The 13,163-nt window shown below is 65.7% G+C and carries 14 protein-coding genes; 11 read left to right on the plus strand and 3 right to left on the minus strand.

Annotation, left to right across the window (positions count from 1 at the left end):
* Window positions 1-193 precede the first annotated feature (193 nt).
* Together rapZ and AC6LJ2_RS11715 are read left to right on the plus strand one after the other, a co-directional pair.
* Window positions 194-1,066 (plus strand): RNase adapter RapZ, encoded by an 873-nt coding sequence (gene rapZ / locus AC6LJ2_RS11710; RefSeq protein WP_263914907.1) that lies wholly within the window; start codon window positions 194-196, stop codon window positions 1,064-1,066.
* On the plus strand, window positions 1,063-2,025 hold the full coding sequence (locus AC6LJ2_RS11715) for a septal ring lytic transglycosylase RlpA family protein (protein WP_498151407.1): 963 nt from the start codon (window positions 1,063-1,065) through the stop codon (window positions 2,023-2,025). The genes rapZ and AC6LJ2_RS11715 overlap by 4 nt, the downstream gene beginning before the upstream one ends.
* Before the next feature lie 20 nt (window positions 2,026-2,045).
* Here the strand turns inward: AC6LJ2_RS11715 and AC6LJ2_RS11720 are convergent, their stop codons facing one another.
* Complete coding sequence (locus AC6LJ2_RS11720) at window positions 2,046-2,663, minus strand: methylated-DNA--[protein]-cysteine S-methyltransferase (RefSeq protein ID WP_263914848.1); 618 nt, start codon at window positions 2,661-2,663, stop codon at window positions 2,046-2,048.
* 3 nt (window positions 2,664-2,666) lie between these two features.
* Window positions 2,667-3,596 (minus strand): 16S rRNA (cytidine(1402)-2'-O)-methyltransferase, encoded by a 930-nt coding sequence (rsmI, locus tag AC6LJ2_RS11725; protein ID WP_498151408.1) that lies wholly within the window; start codon window positions 3,594-3,596, stop codon window positions 2,667-2,669.
* A 69-nt stretch (window positions 3,597-3,665) separates the two neighbouring features.
* Here rsmI and AC6LJ2_RS11730 point away from each other — a divergent pair, with 69 nt between their 5' ends.
* The 4 genes from AC6LJ2_RS11730 to AC6LJ2_RS11745 are packed head-to-tail and all read left to right on the plus strand — an operon-like array spanning window position 3,666 to window position 6,000.
* Entirely contained in the window at window positions 3,666-4,142 is a 477-nt protein-coding gene (locus tag AC6LJ2_RS11730) for a YraN family protein (RefSeq protein ID WP_263914846.1), read from the plus strand.
* Between the two features lie 30 nt (window positions 4,143-4,172).
* Complete coding sequence (locus AC6LJ2_RS11735) at window positions 4,173-4,766, plus strand: phosphoheptose isomerase (RefSeq protein ID WP_263914845.1); 594 nt, start codon at window positions 4,173-4,175, stop codon at window positions 4,764-4,766.
* Window positions 4,763-5,509: a BON domain-containing protein gene (locus AC6LJ2_RS11740; RefSeq protein WP_263914844.1), complete on the plus strand. Its 747-nt coding sequence runs from the start codon at window positions 4,763-4,765 to the stop codon at window positions 5,507-5,509. The genes AC6LJ2_RS11735 and AC6LJ2_RS11740 overlap by 4 nt, the downstream gene beginning before the upstream one ends.
* Window positions 5,506-6,000 (plus strand): peroxiredoxin family protein, encoded by a 495-nt coding sequence (locus AC6LJ2_RS11745; RefSeq protein ID WP_498151409.1) that lies wholly within the window; start codon window positions 5,506-5,508, stop codon window positions 5,998-6,000. Before AC6LJ2_RS11740 ends, AC6LJ2_RS11745 begins: the two co-directional genes overlap by 4 nt.
* Window positions 6,001-6,171: 171 nt before the next feature.
* Here AC6LJ2_RS11745 and AC6LJ2_RS11750 read toward each other — a convergent pair whose 3' ends face one another.
* A complete protein-coding gene (locus tag AC6LJ2_RS11750; RefSeq protein WP_263914842.1) occupies window positions 6,172-6,960 on the minus strand; it encodes a MetQ/NlpA family ABC transporter substrate-binding protein in 789 nt (262 codons plus the stop codon).
* A gap of 335 nt (window positions 6,961-7,295) precedes the next feature.
* Between AC6LJ2_RS11750 and argB the strand changes: the two genes are divergently transcribed.
* The 5 genes from argB (at window position 7,296) to AC6LJ2_RS11775 (ending at window position 12,417) form a co-directional block, all read left to right on the plus strand.
* The gene (gene argB / locus AC6LJ2_RS11755) at window positions 7,296-8,198 is read left to right on the plus strand and encodes an acetylglutamate kinase (RefSeq protein WP_199168706.1); all 903 of its coding nucleotides are present in this window, start codon (window positions 7,296-7,298) and stop codon (window positions 8,196-8,198) included.
* Window positions 8,198-8,944, plus strand: coding sequence for a pyrimidine 5'-nucleotidase (locus tag AC6LJ2_RS11760; protein ID WP_263914841.1), 747 nt, complete (start codon window positions 8,198-8,200; stop codon window positions 8,942-8,944). Before argB ends, AC6LJ2_RS11760 begins: the two co-directional genes overlap by 1 nt.
* Before the next feature lie 54 nt (window positions 8,945-8,998).
* Complete coding sequence (gene slmA / locus AC6LJ2_RS11765) at window positions 8,999-9,574, plus strand: nucleoid occlusion factor SlmA (protein ID WP_025141016.1); 576 nt, start codon at window positions 8,999-9,001, stop codon at window positions 9,572-9,574.
* Window positions 9,575-9,861: 287 nt separating this feature from the next.
* Window positions 9,862-11,355: a DASS family sodium-coupled anion symporter gene (locus tag AC6LJ2_RS11770; protein WP_263914840.1), complete on the plus strand. Its 1,494-nt coding sequence runs from the start codon at window positions 9,862-9,864 to the stop codon at window positions 11,353-11,355.
* Window positions 11,356-11,367: 12 nt separating this feature from the next.
* On the plus strand, window positions 11,368-12,417 hold the full coding sequence (locus AC6LJ2_RS11775; RefSeq protein WP_025141014.1) for an Ldh family oxidoreductase: 1,050 nt from the start codon (window positions 11,368-11,370) through the stop codon (window positions 12,415-12,417).
* Window positions 12,418-13,163: the final 746 nt, after the last annotated feature.

Here is a 13,163-nt window from a genome sequence, read left to right on the forward strand (position 1 = left end):
AGTTAACAAAAGTCGAATTCCAACCCCCCAAGGCGCATGACGGCGGGGCACGTAGGTGAATCTCTCTCTTGTGCGGATGCCCGAGCTTACGTCAGGGCGTACTGATCGGTACAGGCGCAGATTTGCAGTTTACGGCCATATCAGATGCCAACCCGCCGGCATCGTCCCGGAAAAGCGTGCCACAATCATGTCCATGTTGAAAGTCGTCCTCGTAACCGGCATCTCAGGCTCAGGCAAATCCGTCGCCCTGCGCATGCTCGAGGACGCCAGCTATACCTGCGTCGACAACCTGCCCGTCCGGTTCCTGACCGAATTCATCGCCAACGCCCGTGACGACGGCCTGGAACGCGTGGCCGTCGCCATTGACGTGCGCTCCCCCGGCGAACTGGCCGAACTGCCCGATGTGGTCACCGCGCTGCGCGCCATGGGCACCAGCCTGCGCGTGGTCTTCCTGGATGCCAGCACCGACACCCTGGTGCAGCGCTATTCCGAATCGCGCCGCCGCCATCCCCTGACCGATCGTCTGCAACGCGGCGGCACCGCCCCGTCGCTGACCGACTGCATCGCCCTGGAACGCGAGCTGCTGGCGCCCCTGCGCGAGCAGGAACACGTCATCGACACGTCGGAACTCACGCCGGGCCAACTGCGCGCCTGGATCCGCGACCTGATCCAGGCGGATCGCGCCCCGCTGGTGCTGACCTTCGAATCGTTCGCCTACAAGCGCGGCGTGCCGCGCGACGCAGACCTCGTTTTCGACGTGCGCTGCCTGCCCAATCCCTACTACGACCGCAACCTGCGCCCGCTGACCGGCCGCGACGAGCCCGTCGCGACCTGGCTGGCCGGCTACGACCAGGTGGGACAGATGATCGACGACATCGCCGGTTTCCTGAATCGCTGGTTGCCGCAATACACGCAAGACACCCGCAATTACCTCACGGTGGCCATCGGCTGCACCGGCGGGCAGCACCGTTCGGTCTATGTGGTCGAACAGCTCGCCAAGCGCTTTGCCGACCATGACCCGCTGCTGGTGCGCCATCGCACCCAACTGCCCGACGAGTCCGCATGACCCTGCACCGCCCGCTGACCTTCCTGATGATGTTGTTGCTGGCCATTGCCGTGGCCGGCTGCTCTTCCACCGGAGGCCGCAAGAAAGGCGGCGGGTACTACAAGGACGACGGCCCGGACGCCAACCCGCCGTCCAACCTGGACCAGGTGCCGGACGCGGTGCCGCGCATCGAACCCTACGCCAGCGGCGCCAACCGGCCCTATGTGGTGTTCGGCCAGCGCTACGTGCCCGACACGACCGGCCAGCCCTACAAGCGGCAAGGCATCGCGTCCTGGTACGGCAAGAAATTCCACGGCAACTCGACGTCGATCGGTGAACCCTACGACATGTACGCCATGACGGCCGCGCACACCACGCTGCCGATTCCCAGCTACGCGCGCGTCACCAGCCTGGTCAACGGCAAGACGATCATCGTGCGGGTCAATGACCGGGGGCCCTTCCACAGCGATCGCATCATGGATCTGTCATACGTGGCGGCCTACAAGCTGGGCATCATCGGGCCGGGCAGCGGCCAGGTCGTGGTCGAGAGCATTCCGCAGGACGAGATCCGCCGACTGGCCTCATCAGGCACCCCCGCCGCAACGCCCGCGTCGGCCATTGGCGCCACGCCGGTCGCCACGCCCGTGGCCGCAGCGCCGACCTCGCTGGAGCCCCAACCGCTGGTGCAGCAACCTGCGCCCGCACCGGGCAGCGCGCCCGTGCGCCAGCCGGTTGCGGGGGGCATCGGCAGCGTCTACCTGCAAGTGGGGGCTTTCAGCCAGCCGGCCAATGCGCAATCGCTGGTCAGCCGCATCAATACGCAGCTGGGCACCGCGGGCGCACCGCCCGCCAGCGTCGAGCAATCCAACAACCTGTACCGCGTCAAGATCGGACCCTACCCCGATCGCCAGAGCGCCATGAATGCCGTGCAGCTTGTGTCTGATCGCATCGGCATCACGCCGAGCATCGCGTCGCAATAAGCCCGTTTGCCATCGCGGGCCTACTGCGCCCGCGGCCAGTCGAAGGCCGGCGGTTCGAACGGCAGTTCGACCTGGCCATCGCACACCCGGCGTGCGCGCGGGTTGCGGCTGCGATAACGGCTGCCCTCGTGTTCCAGCAACGCCTGCTTGCGCGGCAAACCGCCGCCAAAGCCCGTGAGCGAGGTATCGGCGCCGATCACGCGGTGGCACGGAATGATGATGATGATGGGATTGCGCCCCACCGCGCCGCCGATGGCCTGCGCGCCCTTGGGGCGGCCCACGATGCGCGCCAGCTCGCCGTAGCTGGCAAGCTGGCCGAAATCCAGGGCGCACAACGCGCGCCAGACTTCGTGCTGGAAGGACGTGCCGACCGGATCCAGCGCCACGTCGAAGTCGCGGCGTTGGCCGGCAAACCACTCGTCCAGCTCACGGCGCGCCTGTTCCAGGATGGGATCGGCGTCCGCGCGGGTCCAGCCTTCGGCCGAGGGCAGCAGCGTCTGGTCCGTGAACCAGGCGCCGCGCAGGCCCTTGGAACTGGCGACCAGGCGCATTTCGCCCAGCGGGGTGGGGATATCACGGTAGACGATGCGTTCGTCGGGTTGGCCGGAACGCTTGGGAGCGACAGCTGTGTAAACCATGTCTTACGAATTCTTGCGGGCCAGGGCCCGGTTGTACAGAACGTCCCGCGGCAGCCCGGTGACCTTGGCCGCCACTTTGGACGCATCGCGCAAGGACAGCGTTTCCAGCAAGGCATCCAGCAGCGCGTCGGTGCGCGGGTCGGCTTCGTCGTCGGCCTCTTGGCCGGGCCGGGCGTGCGCGATCAGGACGAACTCGCCTTGTTCGCGGTGCGAGTCCGCCGCCAGCCAGGCCGCGGACTCGCCCAGCGTGAAGGTGGCGATTTCCTCGAAGCGCTTGGTCAGCTCGCGCGCCACGGTCAGGTGGCGGTCCGGGCCACAGACTTCGAGCAGGTCGGCCAGCGTGGCCGCCAGGCGATGCGGCGATTCGAACATCACGACCGGCGCGGGCAGCGCACACCAGTTGCGCAGCCAACGCTGGCGGGCGACGGCCTTGGACGGCGGGAAGCCGGCAAAGGCATAGGCAGGGTTTTCATCGGTGGTGACCCCGCTGCCCATCAAGGCCGTGATCACGGCGCTGGGGCCCGGCACCGGCACCACGGTGAAACCGGCCTCGCGCACCGCGCGCACCACGCGGGCTCCGGGATCGCTGACGGCGGGCGCACCGGCATCGGAGACCAGCGCCACGCGCTGCCCCTGGGCCAGGCGTTCGCAGATGGCCTGCGCGGCCGCGGCTTCATTGTGGCGATGGGCGGCCATCAAGGGGGTGGTCACCCCCCAGGCGTCCAGCAACGTGCGGCTGGCGCGGGTGTCTTCGGCCGCGATCACGTCGGCGCGTTGCAGCGCGTGCCAGGCGCGCAGCCCCAGGTCGCCCAGGTTGCCGATCGGTGTGGCCACCACATACAGCGCCTGCGCAGGCCAATGCTGGCCTGCCACGCGTTCAGCGACGCGGGTCCAGGCATCGCCGGCCACCGGGGGTGAGACATTTTGATTCATTGCTGCCTGCTTACACGGAAAACCATGCCAGTGTAGCCGCCATCGCCGCCCGCTTCCGGAACCCGCCTGATGGATGACACCCTTGCCTTCGAACTGGCCCTGGCCGCCCGCCGGCGCGCCGACAAGCGACGTCGCCGCGCCGCGCGGCGGCCCGATCCATCCGACCGGCCGCCGGCCCGCCGCTCACCCCGCCAACGCACCGGCGACGGCCACGAAGACGCGGCCCTGCGCCTGCTGCAGGCCGGCGGCCTGGTACTGCTGGCCCGCAACCTGGCGTGTCGTGCGGGAGAAATCGACCTGGCCATGCGTGATGGCGACATCCTGGTGTTTGTCGAGGTGCGGTCGCGGCGGGCCGACGCCTTCGGCGGTGCCGCGGCCAGCATCGACCGCGCCAAGCAGGGGCGGCTGGCGCGCGCCGCGGCCCATTGGCTGCCGGAACTGGCCAGGCGCCATTGGCAGGGCGCGGTGCCGGCCGCCCGCTTCGATGCCGTGCTCTTCGACGGCGGCCAGGTTCAATGGCTGCGCGCGGCGTTCGAGCTGGGCTGATTTCGGCTGGCGCGTGAGATAATCGCGCCCATGGATATGACCTCTCGTATGACGTCGCACTTTCGCGACGCCATGGCTGCGTGCGAACAAAGTATGAACGTCCTGGCCGAACCGCTGGCAGTGGCGGTGGACGTGCTATTCGGCGCCTTGGCCAACAACGGCAAGATTCTGGCGTGCGGCAATGGCGGCTCGGCGGCTGACGCCCAGCATTTCATCGCCGAACTGGTGGGCCGCTTCGAACGCGAACGCCTGCCCCTGGCCGGCATCGCCCTGAATACCGATACCTCCATCCTGACCGCGGTGGGCAACGACTACGGTTTCGACGAAGTCTTCGAGCGCCAGGTGAATGCCTTCGGCCAGGCCGGCGACGTGCTCGTGGCCATTTCCACCAGCGGCAATTCGCCCAACGTGGTCCGGGCCATGGAAGCCGCGGCCAGCCGGGAGATGCATGTGCTGGCCCTGACCGGCAAGGGCGGCGGCGTCATGGGGGAACTCATTACGCCGATGGACGTCCATCTATGTGTTCCCAGCGATCGCACGATGCGCATCCAGGAAGTCCATATACTGCTGCTGCACGCGCTTTGCGACGGCATAGACGCTCTTCTGCTTGGAGACACCGAATGATTCCTGACGTCCGAACCGCCGCCCGCCCCCTGCTGCTGGCCGCTGCCCTGTCCGGCGCCGCCCTGTCGCTGTCGGCCTGCGCACCCCTGATCGTGGGCGGTGCCGCCGCCACCACCGCGGTGGTCGTGACCGACCGGCGTACCTCGGGCATCCAGCTCGAAGACCAGAACATGGCCTTCAAGGCCCAGAGCCAGATCTCGCAGAAGCTGGGCGACACGGCCCGCGTCAACGCCATGGCCTACGGCGGCCACCTGTTGCTGACCGGCGACGTGCCCACCGAAGAAGCCAAGTCGCAAGCCACCGCCATCGCCCAGGGCGTCGAAAACGTCAAGCAGGTGGTCAACCAGCTCAACGTCGGCCCGATCGCCTCGTTCGGCGTGCGCTCGAACGACACCTGGCTGACCTCCAAGGTCAAGACCACCCTGATCAACACCAAGTACGTGCCGTCCGGCACCATCGCCCTGACCACCGACCACAGCGTCGTGTACCTGATGGGCAAGCTGACCCAGGCCGAAGGCGATTACGCCGCCAATGCCGCGGCCGATGTCGGCGGCGTCGCAAAGGTGGTAAAACTGTTCGAAACCATCAGCCGCGAAGAAGCCATTCGCCTGTCGAACAGCAGCAAGTCGAATTCCCCTGAAACCAAGGCCCCCATCGAGAACAGCTCGGGCGCAGCCGGCAGCAGCAGCGCCGCCCCTGCCCCCAGCGGTGGCAGCGCCGTTGAAGCCATGCCCATCAAATGAAAAAAGCCATCGTAGCCCTGGCCGTCCTCGTGGCGGTCGGCGTTGGCGCCTGGTTCGCCGTGCGCCCTGCGCAGACCGCGCCGGACGTCACTTTCACCACCCTGGAAGGCAAGACCTTCTCCATGCAGGACCTGCGCGGCAAGGTGGTGCTGGTGAAGTTCTGGGCCACCAGCTGCGTCACCTGTGTCAAGCAGATGCCGGAAACCATCTCGGCCTATAACGAGTACGCCGGCAAGGGCTACGAGGCCATCGCGGTCGCCATGAACTACGACCCGCCCAATTTTGTCTTGAACTTCGCCGAAAGCCGCAAGCTGCCGTTCCCGGTGGCGCTGGACAGCAAGGGCGACATCGCTCGCGCCTTCGGCGATATCCGCCTGACGCCCACGGCATTCCTGATCGACAAACAGGGACGCGTCATCAAGCGTTATCTGGGCGAATACGACGTAGCCGAATTCCACGCCACTGTCGAAAAGGCCCTGGCGGCCGGCTGAACCCGGCTCCCATCGCATGCCAAGCCGCTCGGCCACCGGGCGATTTTTTTTCGTCCGTGCGTAGCTGGCAGCCGCTGCCCGCCCAGCGGCCATGGCGCATTGCCTGAGCCTCAAAAGAAAACCGCCCGACAGGCGGGCGGTTTGCGCAACAGGGTCTGTCCTCGCGTCGTATCAGAACGCCGGGACCACGGCGCCCTTGTACTTGTCCTGGATGAATTTCTTCACTTCGGCCGAGTGCAGCGCGTTGACCAGCTTCTTGATGCCGGGCGCGTCCTTGTTGTCCGAGCGCGTCACCAGGACGTTGGCGTAGGGCGAATCGGCGCCTTCGATGAACAGCGCGTCCTTGGTCGGCACCAGGCCGGCTTCCAGCGCGTAATTGGTGTTGATCAGGGCCAGGTCGACGTCATCGAGCGAGCGCGGCAGCATGGCGGCTTCGAGTTCACGGAACTTCAGCTTCTTGGGGTTCTCGACCACATCGGCGGCGGTCGCCAGGATGTTGGACGGGTCCTTCAGCTTGATGACGCCCTGCTTTTGCAGCAACACCAGCGCGCGGCCGCCGTTGGACGGATCGTTCGGGATGGCGACGGTGGCGCCGTCCTTCAGCTCGGCCAGGCTCTTGATCTTCTTGGAGTAACCGCCGAAGGGCTCGACGTGCACCAGGGCCACGGGCACCAGCGTGGCCTTGCGGTCCTTGTTGAAGCTGTCCAGGTAGGGCTTGTGCTGGAAGAAGTTCGCGTCCAGCTGCTTGTCCACCAGTTGCAGGTTGGGCTGCACGTAGTCGCTGAAGACCTTGATGTCCAGATCCACGCCTTCCTTGGCGAGCTGGGGCTTGACCACTTCCAGGATCTCGGCGTGCGGGACCTGGGTGGCTCCCACGACGATCTTTTCAGCGTGGGCGGCGGTGACCGACACCAGGAGGGCCGACGCCACCAGGGCAGAGCGGACGAAGTTCAAACGCATGAGTTGCCTCTTTTATAGGTAGAAATTGGGGGCATATGCCCAGCCGGTGGGGAGATGCCCCCTTGTGAGGGGCGCTCCGTTGTGAAAACGCCCCCAATTTACCCGAATGCCGGTTATTTGTCGGGCATATAAACATGGGTTTAAAGCATAAGAAACCTGTGGGGTCTACAATCCGTCGTATGCTTGCGCTACCGCGTCCCCGACGCGTTCCTGTGCAGGCATTTTTTACTGCGGGACCCCACGCCCCCTCGGGGGGCAACGCCATCGCGCCGTCAGCGGCGCGCGGGCTTCCAACCTCTAACTTTCATACTCTACTTATTGCCGACTTAGCTGCCATGACCGACACCCCCGACCCTGCTGCCGTCTCGTCTCCTGCTGTCAAAGCCGCGGTGCTTTCCGAAGCGCTGCCTTACATCCGACGATTCCACGGCAAAACCATCGTGGTCAAGTACGGCGGCAACGCCATGACGGAAGAGCGATTGCAGCGCAGTTTTGCGCATGACGTGGTGCTGCTCAAGCTGGTGGGTCTGAATCCGGTGGTGGTGCACGGCGGCGGTCCGCAGATCGACGACGCGCTGCGCCGCATCGGCAAGCAAGGCACCTTCATCCAGGGCATGCGCGTCACCGACGCCGAAACCATGGAAGTGGTCGAGTGGGTGCTGGGCGGCCAGGTCCAGCAGGACATCGTCATGATGATCAACGAGGTCGGCGGCAAGGCCGTGGGCCTGACCGGCAAGGACGGCGGCCTGATCCAGGCGCAGAAAAAGCTGATGGCCAACAAGGAAAACCCCTCCGAACCGATCGACATCGGCTTCGTGGGCGACATCACCCTGGTCGAGCCGGCGGTGGTCAAGGCCTTGCAGGACGACCAGTTCATCCCCGTCATCTCGCCCATCGGTTACGGCGAAGACGGCACGGCCTACAACATCAATGCCGACGTCGTCGCCGGCAAGATGGCCGAAGTGCTGGGCGCCGAAAAACTGCTGATGCTGACCAACACCCCGGGCGTGCTGGACAAGGCAGGCAAGCTCTTGCGCAGCCTGTCGGCCCAGACCATCGACGAACTGTTCGCCGACGGCACGATCTCGGGCGGCATGCTGCCCAAGATCTCGTCCGCGCTGGACGCCGCCAAGAACGGCGTCAACTCGGTGCACATCGTCGACGGCCGCGTGCCGCACTGCCTGCTGCTGGAAATCCTGACCGACCAAGGCGTTGGCACGATGATCAGCTCGCATTGATGCGAGCGCAGCGCACCCTGCTGCGGCCGGCGGTGCGCCAGCGCCGCTCGCGCCGCATGGCCACAGGCGCCCCCGGGCGCCTGTGGTTGTTCGATCTGGACAACACGCTCCACGACACCTCGCACGCGATCTTCCCGCGCATCGACCATGGCATGACCATGGCGGTGGTCGAGGCGTTGGGCGTCGATGTCGACACGGCCAACCAGGTGCGCAAGCAATACTGGAAACGCTACGGGGCCACCATGATCGGCATGGTGCGCCACCACGGCGTGGACCCCCACGACTTCCTGCATCGCAGCCACGACTTCGACGTCAATCCACTGGTGCGCGCCGAAAAAGCGCTGGCCTACAAGCTGCGCCAACTGCCCGGACGCAAGGTGCTGCTGACCAACGCGCCGCTTCATTACGCCCGTGCGGTGTTGCGGCGGCTGGGCATCCTGCGCCAGTTCGATAGCCTGTGGGCGATCGAGCACATGCGGCTGCACGGCGAGTTCCGCCCCAAACCCTCGCCCGCGCTGCTGCGCTACGTGTTGGCGCGCGAAGGCGTGCCGGCGCGCCAGGCCGTGCTGGTGGAAGACACGCTGGCCAACCTGCGCGGCGCCCGTCAGGCGGGGCTGCGCACGGTGCACGTTTTCCACCCCGGCACGCCGTTCACGCGCGGCCGTTCGCAGCGGCCGGCTTACGTCGACTTGCGGGTAAACTCCGTCAGTGATTTGCTGTTGCGCCGGCGTCCCTTGCGGGGATAGCGCCCGGCGCCCTCTTTTCATCCACCGTCAGCCTGCGTAAGACCAGACCCGTCCATGGCGAGCAAACCCGGCGAGCGCAAGACCCAGATTCTGCAGACCCTGGCCGAGATGCTGGAGCAGCCGCACGCGTCGCGCATCACCACCGCCGCGCTGGCTGCCAGGCTACAGGTCTCTGAAGCCGCGCTGTACCGACACTTCGCCAGCAAGGCGCAGATGTTCGAAGGGTTGATCGAATTCATCGAAACCAGCATTTTCACGCTGGTGAACCAGATCGCGACCGCCGAGCCCTATGGCCTGTCGCAAGCCCACAAAACCGTGTCGATGCTGCTGACGTTCTCGGAACGCAACAAGGGCATGACGCGGGTGCTGACCGGCGACGCGCTGGTCACCGAAGACAATCGCCTGCAGGAACGCATCAACCACATCAACGATCGCATCGAAGCATCGCTGAAGCAATCGCTGCGCATCGCGGTCACCGATGGCGGCCTGCCGCCCGAAGCCAACGTCGCCGCGCACGCGAGCCTGCTGACGCATCTGGTGCTGGGCCGCTGGCTGCGCTACGCCCAGAGCGGCTGGCGCGTTGCCCCCACGCTGCACCTGGACGAACAGTTGCGCCTGGCATTGGGCTGATTCCATTCATTTCATAACACGAACGAATTAGACGTTCGTTATCGCCCCCGCCCGAGGCAGCTGTTCGCATTTACGCAACAATTACACGGTTGCGACCACCGCGGGGCGACGAGCATAATGCGCGGGATGGGTTTTCCACAAGCACGAATCTCCACCGGATTGACCCATATCAATACGGGTTTTCCTTAATGCCGTCACGATCATTCTGTAGCGTCGGCACTTCGCTTTGATCACGCCCCTGGCCTGGTTGCGACGTGCCGTCAGTTTGACCTCAACCGGAGATGGATATGACTGCGCCAGCCGCTGTCCCTGCCTCGCAAGCCCCAAAGAAAGCAAAAATCCCAATCGGACTCATCGCCGGTTTCATCGTGATGATCGGCGTGCTGATGCTGCCCTTGCCGGCCGACCTGCCGGTTGCCGGCCACCGCATGTTGGCCATCCTGGCATTCGCGGTGGTGGTCTGGATTACCGAAGCCGTGTCCTACGAAGCCAGCGCGATCATGATCACGACGCTGATGGCCTTCCTGCTGGGCACGGCTCCGACAATCAAAGACCCCGGCGTGCTGTACGGCACGTCCGCCGCCATCAGCATGGCACTGACGGGCTTTGCCAACTCGGCGCTGGCGCTGGTCACCGGCGCGCTGTTCATCGCCGCGGCCATGACGTTCACCGGGCTGGACCGGCGCATCGCGCTGGTGACCCTGTCCAAGGTCGGCACGAGCACGCGCCGCATCCTGATCGGATGTATCGCAGTGACGATCGTGCTGAGCCTGGTGGTGCCCAGCGCCACCGCCCGCAGCGCCGCCGTGGTGCCCATCATGATGGGTGTCATCGCCGCATTCGGCGTGGACAAGCGCTCGAACATCGCCGCCGGCATCATGATCATCGTGGCGCAGGCCACCAGCATCTGGAACGTCGGCATCCAGACCGCCGCCGCACAGAACCTGCTGACGGTCGGCTTCATGGAAAAGATGCTGGGCCAGCGCGTGGCCTGGTCGGACTGGCTGATCGCCGGCGCACCGTGGTCGCTGATCATGTCGGCCGTGCTGATCATCATTGTGCTCAAGCTGCTGCCGCCGGAAAGCGACAGCATCGCGGGGGGCAAGGAAGCCGTCGAAAAATCGCTGCTTGAACTGGGCCCCATGACCGGCGCGCAAAAGCGCCTGATGGCGGTGTCGGTGATGCTGCTGCTGTTCTGGTCCACCGAAGGCAAGCTGCACAGCTTCGACACGACGTCGACCACCTATTTCGGCCTGGTGCTGCTGATGCTGCCGCGCTTTGGCGTGATGACCTGGAAAGACGTGCAATCGCGTATCCCATGGGGCACGGTGATCGTGTTCGGCGTGGGCATCAGTCTGGGCACCGCGTTGCTGACCACGCAGGCCGGCCAATGGCTGGGTAACCAGGTCGTGCAACACACGGGCCTGGATCACCTGGGACCGCTGGCGATCTTCGCGATCCTGGCCGCGTTCCTGATCATCATCCACCTGGGTTTCGCCAGCGCCACGGCGCTGACCTCGGCCATGCTGCCGATCCTGATCTCGGTGCTGGCCACGCTGCCGGGCGACTTCAGCCGGCTGGGCATGACCATGCTGCTGGGCTTCGTGGTGAGCTACGGCTTCATCCTGCCGATCAACGCCCCGCAAAACATGGTGTGCCTGGGCACGGAAACCTTCAATGCCAAGCAGTTCGCAAAGGTGGGCATCCTGGTCACCCTCATCGGCTACGCGCTGATGATCCTGATGGGCATGACCTACTGGCGCTGGCTGGGCTGGCTGTAAGGAGGCCGCATCATGAAAATCTCTATCGCCCAAGCCAATGAATTCGGACGCCGCGTGCTGGTCGCGCAAGGCGTGCCGGAAGACATCGCCCGCGACGTGGCCGAGCATCTGGTGGAGTCCGACCGGGTCGGCTACACCAGCCACGGCCTGTCGATCCTGACGAATTACCGCCGCGTGCTGGGCGACGGCCTGGCGCAAGCCGACGGCCGCCCCGAGCTGCTGAACGACCGCGGCGCGATGCTGGCGTACGACGGCCACAACGGCCTGGGCCAGCACGTGGGCAAGGTCGTGATCGAAAAGGCGATCGAACGCACGCAGGAACACGGCCAGTGCATCCTGACGCTGCGCCGCAGCCATCACCTGGGCCGCATGGGCCACTATGGCGAGATGGTGGCGGCCAAGGGCCTGATCCTGCTGGCCTTCACCAACGTGATCAACCGCGCCCCCACGGTCGCGCCGTTCGGCGGCGCCCGCGCCTGCCTGACGACGAACCCGCTGTGCTTCGCCGGCCCGCTGCCTGGCGGCCGGCCGCCGTTCATCGTGGACATGGCGACAAGTTCGATCGCGGTGAACAAGGCCCGGGTGCTGGCCGCCAAGGGCGAGCAAGCCCCGCCGGGATCGCTGATCGACGCCCAGGGCAACCCGACGACGGACCCGAACGCGCTGTTCGCGGACCCGCCCGGCGCGCTGCTGCCGTTCGGCGGCCACAAGGGTTACGCGATGGGCCTGGTAGCGGAACTGCTGGCCGGCGTGCTGTCGGGCGGCGGCACGATCCAGCCGGAACATCCGCGCAACGGGGTGGCAACGAACAATATGTTCGCGCTGCTGCTGGACCCGCAGGTGGACTTCAATACGGACTGGCGCTCGATGGAAGTGGGCGCGTTCATCGACTACCTGCACGCCTGCCCGCCGCAACCAGGCGTGGACGGCGTCCAATACCCCGGCGAATACGAAGCCCGCAACCGCGCCCTGAACGCAGACTCCCTGGAATTCGACTCCCGCATCTGGGACGGGTTGAAGACGCTGGCTGCTGACTTGGGTGTGGCGGATGCGTTGCCGTAGGTTTTTTGTATTGGTTTGATGGTTGTTTTGTACGGGCGGCTCAGGGGTTCTTGAGCCGCCTGTTGCGTTGGTGGCCTGTGAGGGCGGGGCTACGATTGCGGTCCGGAGCCTTCGCTCCGGACTGCCCCTTCGTCATCCTCGTACAGGCCTTCGGCCTTCCCTACGGATTCCCTCGGGCGCATCTACACGCCCCGCCCTCACAGGCCACCAACGCAACAGGCTAACCGCAGCTGCAATTTGCCGGATGCTGGGACGGTCAGTGTGCTTGGCGTTTTTGCCAGCGGCGAGGGGGAAGAGAGAGATCTTGCGGGGCTCGCCCCAGGCCGGCCGCGCGGGCGGCCTTTTGGGGCTTACACGCCGTCTTGCGTCGTAGCACTGCGGGCTATGCGCCTGAAGCGCGCATGGCCTCAAACGGGACCACCATCAGCGCGCAGCGAACACCGTCACGACGCACCGCAATGCGAAAGCCCCAAAAGGCCGCCCGCGCGGCCGGCCTGGGGCGAGCGACGCAAACCCCACCGCCCCACCCCGCTCTAGCGGCATGCCATTTCTGCACACTCGTAGCCGAGGGCGAGGGGCTTCGTGGTGGCGGGCAACCTCGATGCGCCCGAGGGAATCTGAAGCCCAATAGTCGTCATGCACGACACCCGTGACGAAGAAACTTTCTCCGTGGCATCGGCTGTGGCAAGGTGGAATGCCGCCAGGTAAAGACCGACCTTCCAGTGGTGCGTGTTAGCGCACGCCCG

The sequence above is a fragment of the Achromobacter sp. 1014246743 genome (assembly GCF_059760725.1).